At 37.2% G+C, this 20981-nt stretch carries 26 protein-coding genes; 10 read left to right on the forward strand and 16 right to left on the reverse strand.

What is annotated here, in order from left to right; genetic code table 11:
* Positions 1–3: 3 nt before the first annotated feature.
* The 6 genes from ACNPNW_RS12390 to ACNPNW_RS12415 all read right to left on the reverse strand — a co-directional run bounded on the left by ACNPNW_RS12390 (position 4) and on the right by ACNPNW_RS12415 (position 4564).
* Complete coding sequence (locus ACNPNW_RS12390) at positions 4–540, reverse strand: hypothetical protein (RefSeq protein WP_032056393.1); 537 nt, start codon at positions 538–540, stop codon at positions 4–6.
* 610 nt (positions 541–1150) lie between these two features.
* Positions 1151–1645, reverse strand: coding sequence for a hypothetical protein (locus tag ACNPNW_RS12395; RefSeq protein ID WP_228199072.1), 495 nt, complete (start codon positions 1643–1645; stop codon positions 1151–1153).
* A 93-nt stretch (positions 1646–1738) separates the two neighbouring features.
* The gene (locus ACNPNW_RS12400; protein ID WP_005006077.1) at positions 1739–2164 is read right to left on the reverse strand and encodes a hypothetical protein; all 426 of its coding nucleotides are present in this window, start codon (positions 2162–2164) and stop codon (positions 1739–1741) included.
* A gap of 41 nt (positions 2165–2205) precedes the next feature.
* Positions 2206–3099: a hypothetical protein gene (locus tag ACNPNW_RS12405; RefSeq protein ID WP_005006080.1), complete on the reverse strand. Its 894-nt coding sequence runs from the start codon at positions 3097–3099 to the stop codon at positions 2206–2208.
* Positions 3099–3527: a hypothetical protein gene (locus ACNPNW_RS12410; RefSeq protein WP_005006083.1), complete on the reverse strand. Its 429-nt coding sequence runs from the start codon at positions 3525–3527 to the stop codon at positions 3099–3101. Before ACNPNW_RS12410 ends, ACNPNW_RS12405 begins: the two co-directional genes overlap by 1 nt.
* A 227-nt stretch (positions 3528–3754) precedes the next feature.
* A complete protein-coding gene (locus ACNPNW_RS12415) occupies positions 3755–4564 on the reverse strand; it encodes a hypothetical protein (RefSeq protein ID WP_223213866.1) in 810 nt (269 codons plus the stop codon).
* Between the two features lie 201 nt (positions 4565–4765).
* On the opposite strand from ACNPNW_RS12415, the gene ACNPNW_RS12420 reads away from it, so the two are divergent.
* A complete protein-coding gene (locus tag ACNPNW_RS12420; RefSeq protein ID WP_448767005.1) occupies positions 4766–5092 on the forward strand; it encodes an H-NS histone family protein in 327 nt (108 codons plus the stop codon).
* Positions 5093–5171: 79 nt separating this feature from the next.
* On the opposite strand, the gene ACNPNW_RS12425 is transcribed toward ACNPNW_RS12420, so the two are convergent.
* From ACNPNW_RS12425 to ACNPNW_RS12440, 4 genes are all read right to left on the reverse strand, one after another.
* A complete protein-coding gene (locus ACNPNW_RS12425) occupies positions 5172–5441 on the reverse strand; it encodes a hypothetical protein (RefSeq protein ID WP_005028520.1) in 270 nt (89 codons plus the stop codon).
* Positions 5441–5785: a hypothetical protein gene (locus ACNPNW_RS12430; RefSeq protein WP_005006095.1), complete on the reverse strand. Its 345-nt coding sequence runs from the start codon at positions 5783–5785 to the stop codon at positions 5441–5443. Before ACNPNW_RS12430 ends, ACNPNW_RS12425 begins: the two co-directional genes overlap by 1 nt.
* A 239-nt stretch (positions 5786–6024) precedes the next feature.
* Positions 6025–7107, reverse strand: coding sequence for an AcrVA2 family anti-CRISPR protein (locus ACNPNW_RS12435; RefSeq protein ID WP_005006100.1), 1083 nt, complete (start codon positions 7105–7107; stop codon positions 6025–6027).
* Between the two features lie 76 nt (positions 7108–7183).
* Positions 7184–7915 (reverse strand): type I-E CRISPR-associated protein Cas6/Cse3/CasE, encoded by a 732-nt coding sequence (locus ACNPNW_RS12440; RefSeq protein WP_063454684.1) that lies wholly within the window; start codon positions 7913–7915, stop codon positions 7184–7186.
* A gap of 281 nt (positions 7916–8196) precedes the next feature.
* Between ACNPNW_RS12440 and ACNPNW_RS12445 the strand changes: the two genes are divergently transcribed.
* From ACNPNW_RS12445 to ACNPNW_RS12455, 3 genes are read left to right on the forward strand one after another with little or no spacing between them, the layout of a single operon-like run.
* The gene (locus ACNPNW_RS12445; protein WP_005028515.1) at positions 8197–9312 is read left to right on the forward strand and encodes a SprT-like domain-containing protein; all 1116 of its coding nucleotides are present in this window, start codon (positions 8197–8199) and stop codon (positions 9310–9312) included.
* Positions 9309–9677, forward strand: a complete 369-nt coding sequence (locus ACNPNW_RS12450; protein WP_005006108.1) for a hypothetical protein — start codon at positions 9309–9311, stop codon at positions 9675–9677. Before ACNPNW_RS12445 ends, ACNPNW_RS12450 begins: the two co-directional genes overlap by 4 nt.
* Positions 9677–11344 carry an SNF2-related protein gene (locus tag ACNPNW_RS12455; protein ID WP_005006110.1) on the forward strand — a complete coding sequence of 556 codons (1668 nt, stop codon included), beginning with the start codon at positions 9677–9679 and terminating at the stop codon, positions 11342–11344. The genes ACNPNW_RS12450 and ACNPNW_RS12455 overlap by 1 nt, the downstream gene beginning before the upstream one ends.
* Positions 11345–11489: 145 nt before the next feature.
* Here the strand turns inward: ACNPNW_RS12455 and ACNPNW_RS12460 are convergent, their stop codons facing one another.
* Positions 11490–12329: a hypothetical protein gene (locus ACNPNW_RS12460; RefSeq protein ID WP_227553478.1), complete on the reverse strand. Its 840-nt coding sequence runs from the start codon at positions 12327–12329 to the stop codon at positions 11490–11492.
* Positions 12330–12530: 201 nt separating this feature from the next.
* Here ACNPNW_RS12460 and ACNPNW_RS12465 point away from each other — a divergent pair, with 201 nt between their 5' ends.
* Together ACNPNW_RS12465 and ACNPNW_RS12470 are read left to right on the forward strand one after the other, a co-directional pair.
* Positions 12531–13181, forward strand: a complete 651-nt coding sequence (locus tag ACNPNW_RS12465) for a hypothetical protein (protein WP_024160879.1) — start codon at positions 12531–12533, stop codon at positions 13179–13181.
* Positions 13157–13948 (forward strand): TraX family protein, encoded by a 792-nt coding sequence (locus tag ACNPNW_RS12470; RefSeq protein ID WP_038350041.1) that lies wholly within the window; start codon positions 13157–13159, stop codon positions 13946–13948. Before ACNPNW_RS12465 ends, ACNPNW_RS12470 begins: the two co-directional genes overlap by 25 nt.
* 68 nt (positions 13949–14016) lie before the next feature.
* On the opposite strand, the gene ACNPNW_RS12475 is transcribed toward ACNPNW_RS12470, so the two are convergent.
* From ACNPNW_RS12475 to ACNPNW_RS12490, 4 genes are all read right to left on the reverse strand, one after another.
* Positions 14017–14763: a hypothetical protein gene (locus tag ACNPNW_RS12475; RefSeq protein ID WP_024160733.1), complete on the reverse strand. Its 747-nt coding sequence runs from the start codon at positions 14761–14763 to the stop codon at positions 14017–14019.
* 117 nt (positions 14764–14880) lie between these two features.
* Positions 14881–15621: a hypothetical protein gene (locus tag ACNPNW_RS12480; protein ID WP_044111932.1), complete on the reverse strand. Its 741-nt coding sequence runs from the start codon at positions 15619–15621 to the stop codon at positions 14881–14883.
* Positions 15622–15655: 34 nt separating this feature from the next.
* Positions 15656–16195: a hypothetical protein gene (locus tag ACNPNW_RS12485; RefSeq protein WP_024160732.1), complete on the reverse strand. Its 540-nt coding sequence runs from the start codon at positions 16193–16195 to the stop codon at positions 15656–15658.
* 80 nt (positions 16196–16275) lie between these two features.
* Positions 16276–16698 carry a hypothetical protein gene (locus ACNPNW_RS12490; protein WP_024160731.1) on the reverse strand — a complete coding sequence of 141 codons (423 nt, stop codon included), beginning with the start codon at positions 16696–16698 and terminating at the stop codon, positions 16276–16278.
* Between the two features lie 59 nt (positions 16699–16757).
* Between ACNPNW_RS12490 and ACNPNW_RS12495 the strand changes: the two genes are divergently transcribed.
* From ACNPNW_RS12495 to ACNPNW_RS12510, 4 genes are all read left to right on the forward strand, one after another.
* Positions 16758–17564 (forward strand): hypothetical protein, encoded by an 807-nt coding sequence (locus tag ACNPNW_RS12495; RefSeq protein ID WP_448767006.1) that lies wholly within the window; start codon positions 16758–16760, stop codon positions 17562–17564.
* A gap of 148 nt (positions 17565–17712) precedes the next feature.
* The gene (locus ACNPNW_RS12500) at positions 17713–18420 is read left to right on the forward strand and encodes a transglycosylase SLT domain-containing protein (protein ID WP_448767007.1); all 708 of its coding nucleotides are present in this window, start codon (positions 17713–17715) and stop codon (positions 18418–18420) included.
* Positions 18421–18505: 85 nt separating this feature from the next.
* Entirely contained in the window at positions 18506–19012 is a 507-nt protein-coding gene (locus ACNPNW_RS12505; protein ID WP_005006141.1) for a thermonuclease family protein, read from the forward strand.
* Positions 19013–19017: 5 nt separating this feature from the next.
* Entirely contained in the window at positions 19018–19326 is a 309-nt protein-coding gene (locus ACNPNW_RS12510; protein WP_005006143.1) for a hypothetical protein, read from the forward strand.
* A gap of 305 nt (positions 19327–19631) precedes the next feature.
* Here the strand turns inward: ACNPNW_RS12510 and ACNPNW_RS12515 are convergent, their stop codons facing one another.
* Positions 19632–20981 carry an ISL3 family transposase gene (locus ACNPNW_RS12515; RefSeq protein ID WP_047471638.1) on the reverse strand — a complete coding sequence of 450 codons (1350 nt, stop codon included), beginning with the start codon at positions 20979–20981 and terminating at the stop codon, positions 19632–19634.

The raw sequence follows: 20981 nt of genomic DNA on the forward strand, positions 1-20981 counted from the left end.
ACCTTATGGAAAGGTCTTAGGTAGCACCGCTGTATAGCCTACGATCTTGCGTATTTTGATCTGCATATCAAGATGCAACGGCTGTACTGTCAAACGATTGAAGTAAGACTTAATCTCGCGCATCCACGCATGGAAACGATCATCACAATGACGCATAAGCTTCTTAAGGTGATTGCGGTCAGCTTCTTGTAAGAAACTGAGTTCGCTGTCGATTGACCAAAGATTAATATCCTGATCATCTATACATAACAAGTACTGCGTATCAACGACCAATGAAGATACCAACTTGCCTTGGTCTTGCTTGTAGATCAGCTCAAAATCAACTTGTGCATCTAAAGCGCCGTTGATGTTTTCGATTTGAATGTCACGGCGTAAACGTACTGGTAGCTCCAGCAGTACAGTATTCTTATTTGACTGGTAATAATCAGCACGGACTTGGCTATCCCATGCAATATTTTCCAACATAAAATTTTGAAAAGAGGTGAGAGAATTTTCTTGTAGACCGACAACTTTTGTTTTAGATAAGATTTCAAAGTTCATATAATTTCTCCAAATGGTGAGCATTGAGCTCATACATTCATTATATTTCACTGTACATTTTTAAAACTTTTTTCAAAAAATATAGATTGTTTTAATGCTGTCCACTTTTACATTACATAGACAAGGGCAAAAAATCTAATTAAACTGACCTTGAATAAGAAATGCGTTCAAGTGTTTTGTGTTTTTTTATTCACCTTTCAATTTTAAAGAGCCAGGCGTTTTGCGTCTGGTTCTTTGCTTTCTGGTATATACCAAGCACATTTTGGTAATGTGCATTGACCAATCTCAATCATAAAGTTTCAGTTTTAAACCTTATTTATCGCTACGATTAAGCCAGTTGCTAGATGGGCTTTAAGATATGAATGCATCAAGTACAATAGCTTTAATGGCTGTATCTATTGGTTTTCCAGTGGTATTAAACTTTGACTTTGCTTTTACTTATTTAATTGGTTTTACCTTATTCGCCTGCACGATCGTTTTAATGTCTATGATTGTGTTTTTTGTTTATAACAGTGCTGTGACGGAAAAGATTAGCGTAATAATTAAAAGGATGTTCTTTTTTGCTGGTTATTGCGCTTGTGTATTAGGTGCGGTTTTCCTTACAAGATGTCTAGTTTAGTACGTTAATGTTTAATGCATATTTGCTAAATAAGTAATACCCAAACATACAGATCGCTAATGTAATTACCGTCACTTTACGCGTTGAGTTCACAACTTCAGCACTGTCTTTCTTGCTATTAAAAATACCAACTTTGATCAACTTAAACACTGAGTCTAAAAGGGTGATGGCAAACCACGTTCCTAAAAAGTAAATTGCCATGGTCAAATATTCCTGTTTGTGCAACACATACTTATATAAATAGACCAGTGTAGTGACCACAATTAATGAAAATGAAGCGCCATAGTGCAAGGTTTTGACGGCATTGCGATGTTGTTTTTCATTGTTGATGTTAATCGCTGCGTTGATAAAACAAAAAATTGCCAATTGTCCAATGATGACGACAATCCCCATTGCAAATAATTGGATGTTAAGACCATAAGCCTTTTTTACTAAAATTACGGCGCTTGCAAACGCAAGGAACATTAAATATATGAGATAAGGCATGATTTTCTTGGTATGAAGCGATGATATTGGATGATTCTAGGCTAAGGTTCAAAAAAAAAGAAGTATGCTGGTCGCAACATACTTCCGATCTGATCAGGCTTCTACGTTCTGATTGATATAGTTTTTGTAGGCTAACTTCACTTCACTTAAAAGGGCTTCTTTCAAAACACCTTTGTCTTTTATCGTTGGATTGTGCAAACCAAGTGACGCACGGCGCTGTTGAGTGGTGTTTTTATTGGCATCTGTTACCCAAACTGAGTCGATATAATCATCAACTAAAGCATGCAATTCGTTTGGTTTTACTGCATTGTCTAAATTGGAAAGTATAGCCTTATTGTTTACGATCGCTAAACTTTCATCATATTCTCGATAGCTTGTACGTAAAGTATTCTTAAAATGAAGCAATTGATCTTCAATTTTTAATTTACCGCCATCAAGCTCGATGTCGATTACAAATGTCGTGATTTTAGATGATAGACCTAAAACACCAACTGATTTAACACGAACAATAGTATCCATAACAACTCCAAGGTTTTGAGCAATGAGCTCAGGTAAAACGGTTAAACTTTTGTGAGATCTGCTTCAATATCTATCAGCAATTCTTTTACTGCTTTCATGTGTGGCAATAAAGTATAGGTGTTCATTTCGCTATTAAATGCACCAGCTTCAAGTTGTACACCAGCAATAAACGGCTCATTGATTAAGTTGTTGCCAATGAGATGACTTAAGCAAGCCTGTACCAGTTCGTTATTTTCTTCAGACTTAACCAGTAGGGGATACAAAACCACGAGTATTGGTAAATCACAAAACTCCATGTTGTTTGCATCAAGTAGCTGTTTAAGTGCATCCTTAATATCTTCGTTGAGAACCAACAGTTCTAAACCTTTTTTCATGTCTTTATAGGCGTTATCAATGGTCACTTCGGAAAAGTAAAACCAATCGCGCTGGTCATCGAGCATGAAGCTATCTAATGCAGCGATTTTCTGTAAGATCTGCAATTGTTCAGGGTTGAACGTGCGAATCGCTGTTCCATTGATTTTATGCTGTAACAACAGCTTTAACGCCGTTTGCGCTTGATCGTTTAACTGCTGTACTTCTTGATTGAAGAAGTTGCATAACTGATTCGACAGATCTACAAAGATAGAATTGTCATAGCAATCAGGTACCACGTTTTGAGTGGATAGCAACATAAAGCCATTTTCTGACAGCTCAGGATTCATATAGATACAAAGATTATGATCTTCGGTCAGCTCTGCAAAACCTTTTAAAGTGGTATATGCAATTTCATGATCAGGCAATTCAATACCAGCATGGATATTAATGTGGAAGCTTGGGCTTTGGTCGCCGTGGTCTTGATCTGCAGTACTGATCATAGATAACAGGGTTTCCAAAAGCGCCATATTCTTACGAATAGGCGCCATAGCTTCATTAATTAAGATAAAGCTACTATTCATTAAAGTGCCTCCAAGAATAGTGAACCCACAATATCAGTATTGAGTGGGTTAATTTCAATGAATTCGACCAGCTCCAGCGCTTTATCAAGTGTGAGTTCCTTAACGCGGAAATCAAAAAGCGTATCCTCGCCAACGCCATCAATCACACCATATGAAGACATCAACTCTTCCAATTCAGGGATATTTTGATAATTTTCTTCAGCCAAGTTTTCCAAGGTCAAAAGGGCATTATCTACATGTGATTTGAACATGTGGGCAAGGAAGAAAGCCAAACGGTTCTCATGAGGTGCACGAATGAAGAAATACTCACTATGCTCGTCATCGTTAGAATCCTGGCGTGACGCTTTAACCAAAAACAAAGGTAAATTGTCAGTACCGCCGTGAACTTCGTTAAAATCGATCGGGCAAAAATTAGGGTTTAAATTCATGAGCTTTCTCCAAATTTTAAGCTATTTGCTTGATTAGGTTTCATTATATTAAGAATATGAACGGATAAAGTTTTTTTAAAAAATACTTATTTAAGCATCAAGAAAGAATTAATAATGACGAGCGCCATTGCAGCGCTAAAAATAAAAAACCTTTTTTAATCAATTAAAAAAACATCGTTTACGTTTTTAAGCGCAACTTTAAGAGATTTCTCTCTTAAAGGCTTGGTTTATTCAAAAGTGTTGGTGTATAAGTCGGTTTTAATGAGGTTTAATACATACTGGCATTCAGTCAGTAGATTTGCATATTCATCATCAAAGCATTGTTCTTCTTCAAGCATGATTTCTATATTTAAAGGTTCAACCACTGTGTAAGGCTCTTTAACGCCAGTTTCTTTATAATTTGAAATAATGACCTGAATTGCTCCAGATGCAAAGTCACCCTCAAGCGTGTGGCTATAGTAGAAACGGTTTCTAATATCGCTGTGATTACTGTCGATTAGTTCTAAAGCTGTACCAAACTTGTAGGTAGTCAGTAATTCTATAACGTCTTGGGCGAACACTGTGTTTAATGAGTCGTCAGTTTTTAAATTGAACGCAATGTCTTTAAACCTTTTTAAGATTTCTTGCTCTTTAGACTCGTTAAAGTCTTTGAAATATTCGTCAAACTTATGCTCACCATGACTCGACAAAAGTTTATGGTGGTAGTTGTATTCGTCTACCACGGTCAACAGGTCAAGTTTTTGCAATAACTCAAACTCGTCTTTTGTAATTTCTTTAAAACCCAAAACGTAAAAAGAATCACCGCTGATTTCCCAAGAGTCATAGCGAGTTTTAAAATCATGTTCTTCTAATAAGGTTTTAATGTCTTCAAGTTCTTCACTCTCATAGCTTGAATACTTAAACAGGGTGTAATTAACAAATGCCATCAAAGCTGGCACTTCTGAAATTTTCTTAGAGACATATAAGCCGATATTAAAATCACAAATACGGATACCAATTGGTAGTGCTGATGTTTCGTTAATCGCAAGATTCATCATGAGATACTTGTACATATTAATTTACCTAACAGGTTGAATGTATTTTTAGTTTAATGGATTTAAAGTGGGAATAATTTTTGCTTAAAAATTAGAATAGCCATGGAATAAGTTGAATATTTTAATCAATTAAATTCACCGTATGCGGTTGTAAACAAAACGCACTGATGTATATTTGATATAACCAACTTTTCGAGTTTAGTTATGGAAATTGAAAACCTAAGAAAAGACCAGTTAGAATGCCTAATTAAAAAGGCACAAAACCAAATTGTTGTAGTAGAGAATACGAACCTTGATGATGGTTATCTCAAAATGTTTGAGATCGCAAAAGAATTAGGCTTAACTATTCTTGAATTAAATGAGCACGGCGAAAATCGTAAATTAAATAAAAAGCCAGTGGTTAAAGCAGATCCTAAATATCGCAACCCGAATAACCACAAAGAAGTGTGGGCCGGTCGTGGTAAACGTCCATCCTGGTTAAATCGTGAGATTGAATCTGGTAAAACTTTAGAAAGTTTTCTTATCGTATAAATATGAAAAGGGCTTAATTGATTTAAGCCCTTTTTTTAAATGCCATTGTCAGTGTTGTTTAGAGCAGCTGCGCGACTACTTAACAGAGTTCAGCTTTGATGTGTTCTAAGACATCATCTTCAACACCCTCATTTGAAAATGCTTCAATGAATTCATTCAGGTTTTCATTGCTTAATGGCAAACTACCGTATTGATCTACTGCAATCTTTTGTGAGTTATGCACCAGATATTCAATACTGCAGTCAACAGAACAAAAGGTTTCTTGAATTACATCATTCACCTGATGGCCAGACTTTTTATCGTTAGTATCAATATCACTATTACAGTGATGGCAAGTAAATAATCCCATTACGCAACTCCTTTCTCAATTAAGCTAATTACACCGTGTTCTAATTGGGCATCAAACCAGTGCCAGATAATAAAGCGGTCTGTACCCTTGCCCCATAGATGAAAGTCTTCTTCGATTTCATCATCATTGTTTATCGGGGTGTTGCCAAACTCTTCCCATAAGGTTTTATGGGTTTTGCCTTGCAAGCTTAATACTCCATTTTCAGAATTTGCTTCAAACCAATCTAGGATCTGATAGCGATATGCACCTTTATTCCAGATATGGAATTCGCATGGTAGGGAATTAGATTCATCAAATTGAATCTGCTGTAATTCACTCCATAACTGGTCTATTGATTTAGCCATGTTTTATAACTCCTTGCTTAATAATTCAATTTTAATAAATAAAAGTGCTCAAAAACTTTTCTTAAAAAATATATAAAATCCGCTAATAATTTCTTTTGGAAAAAAATGCTATTTAAGCATATCTATTGTTATTATCGAGTGAGCTTATTAAGAGGTTTAAGCATGAATCTAGATAAAAACGAAAAAGAAATTCTTGTTTGACCAACCCAAAAAAAAGAGCCTTAGGGCTCTTTCTATTTTTAGGTGGCTTTTTCTTTAGGCACACCGCCAACAATCTGAAATGGTATCCAATGGTTAACCCATTTTTCTTTGGTACCACGTTTGCCCAACCAGTAAAAGTTCCAGTGAGGAATCCGTGGATGTGGTTTTTTGGTACCTTTGTAGTTGCCAGACTTTAGATCTTCATCGCGCTTTAGGATCGCTTCATTGATCTTTTTATTTGTTTCGGTACCAACAATAGTCGGCTTGTACTTATTAGCCTCAAATAAACGCAATTCACGCTTAATCAGCTCTAATTTAGGCTTGGCTTGTGTTGTTTCTGGTGTTAATGGTCTGAGATCTGGTTCTTTTTGGCTGAACCATAGAATCAAATTGATTAGCTTCTTCTGCAGTTCCATGAACGTGTTAATTTCTTGTTCATCTGGCAAGTTCTTTTCATCAAAAAACGTATCAATGAAATCGGTCATGCAGTCCTCAACAGTTGATTCAAAATCATCATCATCAGGGAAGTGCATGGTAATGGTTTTTGCTAAGCCAGTATCGGTATATACCGTGGTAAATAGCACCTTGCGATCGTTTAACGTGTTTTTCGCAAAAATAACACCGACCACTTGTTCATTTTGCACATAGAGGTTGGCGTTATCTGTTTGAACGTAGATCGCAATATCAGGTAGGTTTAATAGGAATCCGGGGATACTGCGGTTATATTCGGTCTTCACAAGCATTTGAATGACTTGATCTTCAAACCGATAAATATTTTTGGTTAGGCTCCATGAGCCAAGGGTAATGATTTCACCAATGTTGCAAGGTAGCTGATTGATAAATGAGAGTGGGATTTCTTGGCCAGTGGCTTGAACACCCATAATGGTACTGGTGCGTTTCATTCGTTCACGCCAGATAGGATCTCGACAATCTAGTGCAGCATATGTCCATTCATCACCACTGATTAGGCATTCGTGCGGATCTTTACTGTTTTGTCGTGCGATCGCATAAGCTTCTACACGTTTCATTAAGCCATTGAGGTTAAACTTCACATGCTCTAATCGCGCTGTGATGACTTTAAGCGGTATTCCTATCTTTGGATCTAAATCTTTATTTCTCATGTTGAGTAACCAGGATCTACATCAGATCAATATCTGAAAAAATTCGTTTAAAAAAGGACTTTAAAAGTCCTTTCGATTAGGCGTGAGCACTATTATTACAAGGCGGTGTAAACAAAGTGCCATCTAAGCGGATCATTCCAAAGCCGTAGCTTTTATCACGACCAATACCATTGAGCCATGCTGTTTTAAATAGCTCTAAATCCCCAACAGTCGCACTAAATGAAATATCTCTGGTCTGGACTGGAATATTCAAAATGCTGAGCTGTGGTCCACATTGTTGCTCAATTATAGTGACATCCAATAGACCTTTGCTACTAAGAGCGTTTTTGGTGAATTCGGCTGCTTCATCTGCAGTTAGATTTTTACGCTTCTTACCTGAATTGCCTTTGGGTTTTTCGCCGTGGACCGAAATGTATTCTTCAATTTCTTGACGGTTAAAGCTACACTCTCGGTTAAGAGGAACCATGATTTTTCCAGTGATTTGCTGACCGTGCGAAATTTCAATGTATTCTTTGGCCATTGGGATTTTGACGTCCGATACGCACGTTCTTAAATAGATGTGCTTGCCATCAGTAAAAAATATGACTTTTGCGGAACAGAATGTCTCGACCTTATTTCGTTTAAACATTTCTCTAAAAATGTACTTGAACAAGTTCTTTTCATTTTCAGGGTGTGTAAGGGCAAAACAATTGGCTGTTAGTTTTATGTTATTCAGACTCATTTCGATATCCAGTTTTCTATAAACAGCATTATTAAGAACCATTACTTTAAATAAAGCCCTATTGACAATAAGGGTATTATTCAGCATTTATAAACGCTAAAAGTAACTTCTATGTGCATTAAACAAAAGTGGCTTATAATATACTTAAAACCCTCAAAAAGCGTAATACTCGTATTATGAAAATCAACCACAATTCATTAAACCCACACTTTCATGATACTTATTTTTGTGTTGGAAACTTTTTTTTTAAAAAATATATGCTTTGCTGATTATTTTAAACTATTGACTGTATTTTAAGCTGTGCGTAAACTTTAAGCGTTGTTTTGTACAATCCACACCTAGTTTGATCCTGTTTGGACGACTGAAAAATGAACATAAAGAATAGAACTACGTTGCAGTTTTATGAAGAACTGCAGTTGGTGTATGACCGTTTCAATGAAAGGCTATTCAAAAATGAATTACCAGATTGTTTGATTACGCTTCAACGTATCAACAAAAATACCGGTTATTGGTCTGAGAATAGATTTGCTTCGACAGAAGATGATACGGCGTATACGCACGAACTGGCCCTTAACCCTGATTACTTTGGCACCCAACCATTGCTTAACATTTTTAAATGCTATGCACATGAGATGTGTCATATGAAACAAAGCATTTGTGGTGAGCCATCTAAACGCTCATATCACAATGCTGAGTTTGCGACATTTATGCTTGAGATCGGTTTGATTATGACTGATGACGGCACAAAAGAAGGTCGCACGACAGGCGAGAAGATGACCGAAATCGTTGTACCTGATGGCTTGTTTATTCAAGTGTGCAATGAGCTTGTCGATGAAGGGCGTATCATCAAATGGTATGACAAGTACGCACCCAAAACGATTTCCAGTCTTGAAATGATTCAAGAGCAAGTGCAGTTGTTGGAGTCCATTCCGACTGCTTCTCCAAAGCTATTTCATATTGCCTTACTTGGCAATGAAATCAATTCAGCTTTGAAATCACCTAAAAAAGAGAAGCCAGTTGAGGAACCGACTCCCACTACAATGAATCCCTTTGATGTAGCGATCGGACTAATCGACATATCAAATACCGCTGCAAACCTTGGCGGTTATTATCCAACGGCTTTTGATGAAGATCCGCTAGATGATGACGACCAACCAATACCAGAACCTAAGGTTGTTAAACTTTATAAGGGTGAACAACCAAACGGCGATGATAACGAGTTTTTTGTACTCAAAGAAACTATGATCGGTGAAACACTCTATCAAGAGCTTGGTTCAGCCAATTTTGAAGAGCCTGAGCCTAAGAAACAGACTAGGGCATCTTTTGCGTGTCCTGAGTGTGGCCGTGGTGCAACGTGTAGTCCTACTTTTAGATTGTCGTGTACTGAATGTGAAGTTGAACTGGTACCGTCAAAATCCATTGATAAAAGCCAGGTGAAGAAAAACAAAAAGGCTGCTAAAGCTGACCAAGGGGATGCAGAATGAAAACGATTGAAGAGCTTGGAATTCTGTTTTCTTCACACAAATACCGTTTTTATAACGAAAAAGACCTACAACTCGCGATTGAGCAAATGTTTATTGCCAATGAGATTCCGTATGAACGTGAGGTTCGTCTATCAAATAAAGACATCATTGATTTTACTGTTGAGCTTGATGTCGGCAAGGTGGGTGTTGAATTAAAAATAGATGGTGCACGTAACGCATTATTGCGTCAGATCAATCGTTATTTAAGCCATGACAGCATAAAAGCGCTCTATGTGGTTGGTACACCGTATTGGGTGAATAACATTCCAATCCAACTGAACAATAAATTTATTTACCGCCATCGTATTTTAGTGGGGGTCTTCTAATGTATAAATCTTACGGCACCATTTCTCGTCAAGAAAAAAACTGGCACATTGAATGTGAACCACATGTTAAAACACGACTTAAGCGTGTATTCCCAAAAGTCAGCCAACATGCATCAAAATTTATTGAGTTAAGCGATACGCCGTCTAATTGTCACGACCTACTTTGGTTTATTGAACGTTATCCAATGCGTGTTGATGATCTTAAATACATGAAAGCGCAATCTAAGGCTTATGTGTCGCTAAAAGAAGATATTTTGGATGTGATGGACTATAAACGTCCGATCAAAACATTTGATCTTGCTGTGCCTCCATATGAGTATCAAAGAGCAGCTGCAGATCTACTACTTAATGTTAAAGGTTTGCTCTTGGGGGATGATTTGGGCCTTGGCAAAACAGCGAGTGGAATATGTCCGATGATTCTACCTGAATCGCTCCCGGCGCTTTTTGTGACAATGACACATCTTCCAATGCAAATTAAGAATGAAATTGAACGCTTTGCTCCGCACCTAAAATGTCACATCCTAAAGAAAGCATCGCCTTATCCATTGCACAAAGAGGGTGAAGCAGCACCCGATGTCATTATCACCAGTTATTCAAAGTTGAACGGTTGGGCTGAATATCTTGCCGGAAAGATTAAGTACGTAGTGTTTGACGAGATCCAAGAGTTACGGACTGGCTATACATCGCAAAAGTATTCCGCTGCTAAACTCATTAGTGACCAAGCTGAATTACGCCTCGGTCTATCAGCTACACCGATTTATAACTACGGTGATGAATTCTACAACATCATTGAAATATTGCGTCCAGATAGCTTAGGTACCGCTACTGAATTCGCTCGTGAGTGGTGTTCACAAGAAAAACGTATTAATGATCCTAAAGCGTTTGGGATGTTTTTACGTGATGAAGGTCTAATGTTGCGCCGTACTCGAGCAGATGTAAATCGAGAGTTACCGCCAGTACAAATCATCCCTCAATATGTCGAAAGCGATCCTAAAGTACTGGATCAAATTAAGGGCAAGGCAATGGAACTGGCAAAAGTAATTTTAAGCTCTACTCAGGAATTCCAAGGGCAAAAGCTTCGTGCGACAGAAGAATTCAATATTATGATGCGCCAAGCAACAGGTATCGCCAAAGCGCCGTATGTCGCTGAGTTCGTGCGTATGCTTGTTGAGTCTGGTGAATCAGTCATGCTTTATGGTTGGCATCGAGATGTGTACAACATTTGGCTAGAACGCTTGGCTGAATTCAATCCTGTTATGTATACAGGTACGGAAGGACCTGCAGCTAAGGAACGATCTAAACAAGCATTCTTGAATGATGAAAGTAAAGTCTTCATTAGTTCATTACGTTCATCTGCCGGGCTTGATGGCTTGCAGTACCACTCAAAATGCAAAACATTTGTGTTTGGTGAGTTGGATTGGTCGCCTGGTGTTCATGATCAATGTATTGGTCGCTTAGACCGTGACGGTCAAATCAAACAGATCTCGGCATATTACTTGTTGGCTGATTCGGGTTCAGATCCAATTATTTCTGATGTCTTAGGCATCAAAAAAGGCCAGTTGGAAGGAGTTAAAAACCCGAATGGCGAATTATTTGAACATTTAATTACGGACGGTGGCGGTATCAAGCGCTTAGCCGAACACATACTGAATAAGAAGGTAGCTTAAGAGAAACTTTATGACTGAACTTTACCTAGCTTGTTTTAGAGATTCTGCTACAAAACTTCGGTATGACCAGGCCCTTTCGTTAAAAGATCGCTATATTCTTCTTCCTTTTGATATAGCCGATGCACATAAACTACCATGGTGCTATTTATGAATATTGAAATGCTTTTGTGTATGTCCAACTTAAATTGACCAACAAATTAGGTTCTTTATCCAAAGCGAATAGATCTGAATAAACATTAAAGTTTTTACCCAAAAATGCATTGTGTAAGAAGTGAATAAGGTCTAGATCCACGTAGTTAACCGTAGACACAATCTTTAAGTATTCAGACAAAGCTTTAAACATCGGTGTTAGCTCTGCGATGGCACGGCTATACCGCTGTTCTGATTTATGCTCTCTATATTTTTCAAAGCCATTTTTCAAAATCCTTTTGAGCTCTGCATCATCAAATGGAATATTTGAATAAAACTCACCAGTACTAAGATCTCCAAAATTAGACATAAAGTTATCAATCACGGGTAATTTACGTTCTAGAGATAAGCGCTGCGTTGATCTGATTAATTTAATGAATGAATAGAAAAACGGTAAGAAGCGTCTGTAGTAATCATAAATGACCTCTGCAAGCTTACGATCGCGAACATCAGCATTGATGGGTACACATTTAGGATATTGCGTAACAAAATTGGGTTTCTGCAGATAAATGGTTAGGTCCTTAAACACCTCAGCACCATTTAGGCGATTAGATTTAAGAAATGACCAATCTACCAAGTCATAATCTACTGCACGAATCTCTCTTAGATTTAATTCATCAAACTTAAAGTTGAGTAGGCGTAGGTAATCTACAAAATTAGCCAAGTACCATGGCTGAGTTTTATCGATGTTGTATTCAGGATGACTATCAATGTCCAAGTGATTTAATAAATTGGTCCACGACTGGTCAATTCCAGCCAAATTAACTTGTTTGTCTATTCGATCAGGGGTAAGCATAGTAATCCCAATTGTATATACTAATTCGTAAGAAATTAGATACATTGTATCAATAATTCCTAGAATAAATATTCTTTTAAATTTTTTATCAATTCTAATTCGCCACACAACAAAAATGCTTATTTACTGAGCTAAAAACTTATATCCAATTAATTAAAACCCTATATAATTATTTTAATACTCTAATTCGAGTGAGTTGTTATGATTAGTGATCCAATCGAAATCGCAAAATTAAAACAAAGCATCTTAGATTTAAGAAACAATATTTTTCCTCCACAAAACCTTTTAACGGTTGATGGATTACCAATTTATTATGGTGAGAAAAAGTTTGTTGATGAATATCTTGCACAATGGATGGACTTTTATCAAAAAGCATTAGAACTTTCTAATCCTTTTGGTGATCCTATTGATTTGTCCGAAATAAATGAAATTCATTTGCCTGTGCATTTTAATTTGCCCGTGTTTGCTCGTAATGTCACTCGCATGATTTTAAATAAAACACTGGCCAAGGAATCTATTACTTTTCGTTCAAGTGCAGATCTGTTTGAGAAGTGCGGATACTTCAATCGTGAATATACGGATTTAATTTATGAGTACTTTGATCGTGATGAAGATAACGTATTGGTCGGGCATCGACCGTATAACGATATTCGTGCGTACTTGTTTTATGCCGGCGATGAAGAGCGTCATCGCACGAGATTTTATAACTCTGGCCTGGTGCTCGGTTATCCCGAAGGTTGGAATAGCATTGAGATCTTAGATAATCGTAACAACACCCGAAAACAGCGTAGTGATGCTTATACAAACCCTTTAGCGAAAAATAACACATGGTTCATCTACAAGAAGCTGTAATTAGCCAAAGCGCCGTGCGAGATCGCAATAGAGCCTTGGATCTATTGAAGTGGATTGCGATTGTGACCATGGTTATTGACCACGCATCAATATTATTTCCTCAATATAATCTGTTGTTGAGGACGATTGGCCGTTGGGCTTTTCCTATTTTTTGTATCATGCTTGCATTCAATTTGAACCAAGCTATTTCTAAAAAGAAAACCCATACATTAAAAAACTATTTTAAAAATTTGGCGTTGTTTTGTGTGCTATCAGAAGTACCGTATCAACTATTCAACCAAGAGCCATTTACAACTCTGAACGTCATGCCTACGTTGCTTTTAGGATTTTTGCTTGTTGTATTAGGGGAATCTAAACATAAATATGCAACGCTGCAGTTTGTCTCTCTGTTAGTCGTGATCACATTGCTATCTAATTTTATTATGTATAGCGTGTGGGGCGTTTTATTAATTGTATTCCTGTATTTATTCTTTAAAACAACCAACGTTCATTCTAAGAAATACTTTTTAATGATCAGCGTCTTGCTCACTTCATTGGCCAACATTTTCAACTGGTTGATTGGTGGCTACTATACGGATATGACTACATATTCTTTGGCATTCTCATTTGCTGTCAGTAGCGCCATTGCAACGTGTATTGGTGCACAATTCCTACTGAAAGGACAGCACATGAATTTACCTTTTGAATTACCGCCAGTGGGGAAGTGGGCGTACTGGTTCTATCCAGTACATCTCGTCATCATTTGGATTCTTTTTAAATTTGCATAATAAATTTAGGCATAAAAAAAGCACCAAAGTATTTATGACTAAGGTGCTTTTTTATTGCTTAATCAGCGTTATTCGCTAGATCCAGCATCTAAACCGAATGAGCTAATTTCTTGCTGTCTTTCTTGCTCAGCTGCTTGTTCTGGTGATGCTTGTGGAGTAGGTGCACCAGATTGGTTATTTTGTTGATCATATTGATTCAGCAATTGCTTTAATGCTTCAGGATCTTGAGCAATTTGATTCGCAATTTCTAATGTTGGGTCCTGTTGTTTTTTACCAGCAGCATAACCAAAAATAGCCAAACCAATGAAAGCAGCAAAGAAAGTGGCAAGTACGATCAGTACAAATTTACCAATAATGCTACCTTTGAAGCGTTCAAACCAAGTTTCATCTTCATAGTGGTAAGGTTGGTTAATGTTTTGGCAACCATAGCTAAATGCATCCATCCACGCATTACGAACCAATTGTTTAATTTGTTCTGTTTGCGGTAAATGACCTTTTTTAGCCACGTTTACTTTGATTTTTGGCTCTGCTAATACAAAACGTTTTTCTTCACCATTACCTAGTGTATTAACGAGCTCTACGGTACCAGAACAAGTGAAATAACGACCAACATCATTGTTTTCTAAAGTATCAAAACCACTGATTTGTATTGTTAACTCTTTAAGATCGGCATTCGGGATTTTTATATTTTTAGGTTGACGATTCAAATCTTCAGAATCCGTATCAACTGAGATTGTTAAAAGGTCATTGTTACTAAAAATTGAAACAAGAGGGTCGTGAGATAGAATGTCTTTTTGCTTCTTAATTAAACTCACAATGTATCACCAGTTAAAATAGAAATTAAAAGTATTATATTTTAAAAAAGGGTTTTAGTGATAGTTTATTTTATGTTTAACGTAAAAAAGCCACTTTTAAGAAAGTGGCTTTTAGGTTTAAGGGAGGTAGTTATTATTTATAAAATATTCCTTTTTAATTCTCTTAATCTCCATGCCTTTGTCTAAAAGCAATTTAAACTCATTAAAATCATCACGCATAAGCTTATGAACCTTTAATGATTTTTGACTCTTAGCTTTGATAGCACTGTTGTATTGTACTGCAGCAACCAGATCGTAATGCTTATTTAGATCCAAACCATAAAGTGATGTTAATTTTTCAGAAATATAATCAAATATAACGGTCAAACAGATGACCTTATTGTTAGTGTTAGTCAGTATCTCTTCTGGAAATTCATTATTTCCCGAAGCTGCACTGGCTAAACGTGCCCATTCTGTCATGGGTAGGGAACCATCTTCACCAATCACGTTGATTAAGTTGTTTAAAAAGATAAAGCGGTGATTAAAAAACTTCACTTTGCTTTTTTGCAAAATTCTAAATGTATAAACGTTTGCCCAATACACAACATAGTTTTTAATCTTTAGACCATTGATTGAGTCTTGCGTTAATAAATCTTCATTGGTGATGCCATGATATTGAGTTGCTTCTTCAGTGACTTGTTTTTTTGGCTTCCAGTAGCTCTCTTCAGCATTATAAAGATACTGAGCCTGTTCTATTGATGATGTGCGGCACTTTTTAATACGCGTCAAAATAGACGACTTAATAATGTCAGGCACATCAACTGGATTCTTGACTTTGGCGGTAAATTCCAGTGTGAGGAAACATAATGGTGCTGGCATAGCTTGGCCTTTCTAATATCCCTTAATTTATAACTTAAAACGTTCTATTTTCTGAATTGATATTCGCGAAATAAGGAACTAATTGCTTTTCTCGGTCATGAATGTATGCAGTTGATGACATATCCAATACCGCACCTGGTACATAAGTTAGGTTTAGATTGATATTTTCACCGTTACCATCGATCAAGACGCCATTAAACCGCGCTTTGTCTGGATCTCCTTTTACAAATAGCTGTTGGCCAACATAACCGGACAAGCTATTGATATAGAGGTTTTTCATTTTTTCCGAAGATTGCAAAGCATTTATATAGAGAAGATCCATAATTTTTTCTTCTCCATTTTGATTTCTAATTTTTACTGTTTTTGGACCAACAACATCCACAATTGTAGCAATCCATAAGTCATGATGTTCAACTTCCCAACCATTGTAGCGACTTTCAATCCAATCGGGGCTTAAGAGTCTTGGCTTAAAGGGGTAGGAGTAGATTTTGAATATTAAGATCGAAACCACAATTATGATTGGCAAGCCAAAACATATTTTTATTTTATGTTTCTTAAAAGCACTGTTAAACATAACCGTATATACCAAAAAATTTAAAATCATTTTAACTTAAAATAATAAGTTTGTATTGGTTAAAACCATTGATATATCAATTATTCATCACTGTTATAGGTATAACCATCATCACTACTGCGATCTTTACCTACTAATAATTCTTCAATACGCTTAGCTTCAGCTATTGTTCTGAGTGCATTTTCCTTTTTTTCTTGTCGTTCTGTATTTTCACGAATCGCTTCAAGAATCTCAGGAGATAAGGCCTTTTCAGGTTGTTGTTCTTGGGCTTCAGGCTCGGAAGCACTTGCTTCTTCAGCCTTTATAGGTTGGTCTTTTTTCTTAGGATCTACCAAGTCATAAAACACAAGTTCTTTTGATTCACTCGTTGCGGATTCGTCTAAAAACTTCTTTTCTTGACCTTTTAATGGATCTTGTTCATTTGGAGTATTAGAGTTATTACAGGCACTTAAAAGGGTGGAAATTAAAATAACCGTTGCGAAGTTAAAAAGGGTTTTAGACACGTTGAAAATCCTTTAATATAATAACGTATTCTACATAATAAAAGTCCGTAGGTAAAAGTATGTCTTCAGATAAAAATAGTTCTGATAGAGCTACACAAAAGGTAAATATTACCAATGAGGTTTTAGATGAAGCTGCCATTAAACAGGCAATTGAAGCTAATCAACCCCGTAAATCAGGTATTTTAAAGCGAGTCTTTTTTGATTTCGGGCGTAAAAGCCACTGGAGTTCAGCTAGAAAAGGGTTTTTACCGCATTTATCTAATATTAGATCAATGCTGTCGCCAACATGCCCCGAATGCGGTAAATCGATTTTAATGCATGACAACAGGATTCCACGTTCTTATAAAGGCAACGTGAATTGGGTATGTGCACACCCTTTATGTGAATATGAAATTGTCGCACCTAACAATTTTAAACAACTGAAAAAACTCATTGCTAATACTCACTACCCAAGAGGGCAAGAACGTTTAGCTTCAATGAGTAATGATGAAATAGACAAGCTTATTAAAAACCATCAGTTTTCTTCTTATTTGTATTTAGCATTATCTATGTTTACAGGCTTGTACGTAGTTTATATGTTCTTTAAAGCGCTATATCCAATGCTTGTTGTACCAGGTGTATTATTGGTGTTTTATCTATACATGGTTAGCATCAATTCAGCTTATCGTGCATGGCAAGTCCGTACTGGTCTTTTATTCTTACCGAATTCGCCATTCTTGGCATGGTTCCGCTATGCGCCAAAAAAATATAGCTTATCGTGGTATGACGGCAAAAACCCATTGCCAGTTGAAACACTGAATAAGTTAGCTGACCGTAAACAGCACCTAATCGACAATTTCAACAACAACGATAAAGGTGCTGATTAATATGCTGTTAAAACCAACGCTATTTGCGACTCTATTAGGATCAAGCGTTGCTTATGCTCAATTGCCTCAAAGTTCTGAGGCTCTAGGTTCATATGCAAACCATGTCAATTCTAATGGATCAAGTACACCATATCGACCATTTCAGGTCATGACCAACACTCAGCAAGAAACGGCGCCAGCAAAGCAAAGAGGCTTTACGAGTCGTTACTTGGGCGTGAAGTACACACCGAAAAAAACTGAAGAAACTTCGACTAGCACTGAGCGCACGGCAGTTGCACAAAATGGACCACAACCTAGTGGCCAGCAAGCACCAGCACCACAACAACAACCCGTTCGCCAGAATATCCGTCCTGTTACTTATACCTATCCAACTACGCAATACAATCAAGCGAGTGCATCTTACGATCAAACCGTACCGGGTAGAGTCGCTACTTTGAGTTGTGTTATTCATGCTGCGCGGTCAGAAGGTGTTCCGCTGTATGTTTTATTGGGTATACATAGCAAAGAGCGTGGTACCAATGGACAAACAGTGCAAAACAAAAACCTTTCATTGGATATGGGGCAATTCCAAATCAATACCATACACTTTAAACGTGGCGGTATGTTTGAAAATTATAACAGCCATTATGTGCGTACTGATGGATGTCTGAATGCGCGACTTGCAGCCAAGATCTTGCGAAATCGATTAACCACAAAACCGTCAACCGATTTTTGGGTTAGAGCAGCTGCTTACCACTCATGGACGCCATCTTTTAATGCGATATATCGCAATGGCACGGCGAAACAACCTGGTTTAGTTGCGTATGCACTTCAATGGAAAAAATGGCTTGAGAGAAAGGGGATAAATCCTAACTAATCAGCTGAATATATTTTTTAAGAAAAAAATTGCAGTTACGTAATGCGATATAATTTACCTATTCTTTACCCACTAAGGATTCAAAATGAACCTTAATACAACTTTAAAAAGTTTAGCTTTAACCTTATCCATGTCTGTTGTTGCTACTGCAGCTCAAGCCGATTTTGTTGGCAAAGTTGTACGTATTTCTGACGGCGACACTATCACCGTTTTAAACAACAACAATGAGCAGATCCGTGTTCGCTTCAACCAGATTGATGCACCAGAAAAAAGTCAAGCTTTTGGTCAGAAATCGCGTCAGAACATCAGTTTCTTGCATGAAACGATTGTGTATGTGCAAGAAAATAGTAAGGACCGCTACGGTCGTACTCTTGGTACCATTTTTCAGATGCGTACAAACCAAGTGCCCAACTTAAACATCGTGAATAGTGTTAACTATAAGCAAGTTAAAGATGGCTATGCATGGGCTTATCGTGAATATCTCAAAGATAAAATTATTTTGAGTGCTGAAAGCAACGCACGTTCTCAACGCCTTGGTTTATGGGCTGATCCAAACCCTGTTTATCCAAGCCAGTACCGTCACAATAAGTAATATTGATGAACGGTGAATTAAATACCGCTAAAGCCGTAGCGGTATTAAATAAATATCTACTGCAACAACAATGTGGTAATCGTATGGAACTGCAGTTTTTCAGTGAAGAACTGCAAGCTCAGATTGAAGCTCTCAGCTTGGCTTCTGTACGAAATGAGTTGGTTACTCAGTTGGCAAATTTGGGAAAATGTCTTTGTGATGAAAAGTTGGTGAATTGTTCAGCCAACGCAAATTACTCAGAAGTGGCAATAGATTTCCTTGAAATGCACTTAGAGTCGCTGGAAGGGCGACAGTTCAAAGAAGGTTTTATATGACATCTATTGTCATATCCACGGAATCCAATTAATCACCAGATCAGAACGAACCACTAAGCAATTAGTGGTTTTTTTCCTAAGGGAACTAGATCAATTGTAGATTTTTAAAAGGTAATGTTATGCCGAACAAAGATGATGAACATGCAACTAAATAAAGCTTTCTACCTTTACCTTACTTTTGTAGCGATTCTTTGGGCTATTATCTGGTGGTGTTTACTGATTAATATGCACCAGTACTTTAGTGCGGTTTTTTATGTTTTAACGGGGTACTATTTTATTAATAAAATTTTGATGAAAATTAGTCCTTATATGGTTGAAATTAGTTCTTCATCTAAATATTCATCACCGCCATACAATTCAACCAAGGTTGGAATATAAGCGCCATATTCCAACTTATTATTCTCTTGCTTGGTTGGAAATGCAGTTAAACCCTCATAACCTTCGGTTGATTTTAATGAAGATGAAGGAGTCTTTAAAGTTGAAATAGATCGAGCCACTTTGTTATATAACATTTTTGCTCGAAGCACCTCAAAGGTATATCCTCGTCCCATTCGATTTGCGACCCTTGTAATACCATTATGCCCCTCAGTATAAGCATTGGTAATTCTTATTGGCGCATCCCAATAGGTGAATATATCCTCAAAGTGATTATTCACAGTTTTAGCAACGTCACGGAAAGACTTTAAATATTTGGGAATACTGCTTTCCCATTCATGAAACCTTTGTATGGCATCGTCTTTGGTTGTTGCTTCATAAATATTATAAAACTGCTCTTTGAGGTCATAAGCTTCCTTAAACTCAGGATGCCATTTTTCTAAATTTCCTAAAATTCTTTGTTGATCTTCGGTCAATGAATTTGGTCGTCTAAGCAGTATCCACCGTAAATGTTTTTTCATATTCAGTCGGGCATCACGATCCAAACTATTTTGTAAAGCTTTACGTTCAGTGTCTAAAGCTTCACTTGCCATTCTCACTACATGAAACTTATCAATAACCAACTTGGCATTTGGTAGGTGCAGACGGAATGACTTTTTGAAGGGTCGCCACATATCACTACAAATCCATTCTACTTTTTCTGCATCAGGCAGTTTGGCGAAGTATGGTATCAATGTATCTTGAGTTCTTTCAGGCAACATATCATATAAGCTGTTCATAGCAAGGTTGGTGATGATACAGCGATATGTTCCCATCAATTTAAGTTCATCAATACCCATAATCGTTGGAGTTTCAAACTTAATATCTCGTTCTAATTCCTCCACGAAATCGAGCGTAATATTTTTAATGGTGTTCACGACTACACCCGTATCTTCGGCAAGCTGTGTAAAAGTTCGATCTAAGCAACGCTTGCGTACTTGCTGAATCAGCCGATGGGTCGCTCTGCGTTTTTCATCTAAGAAGCTGAGTTGAGGGGTAATCATGCTTTTGCATTCAGAACAGCGATAGCGTGTTCGTATCACCTCAATTTTTACAGGTTGCATCTGCAAGGGGGTATCAGCAAAATGATTGATACGCTGGCCGTGCTTATATAAGCGTCCACCGCATTCAGGGCATGTTTCCAAATGCTCACCGCTTGACTGTACGGTAATCATAATACAGCCATCTTCATTACGGTAATCTATCGGCTGTACACCTTCCAGTTGCAGAATATCAATCAT

Source organism: Acinetobacter endophylla (genome assembly GCF_053543775.1).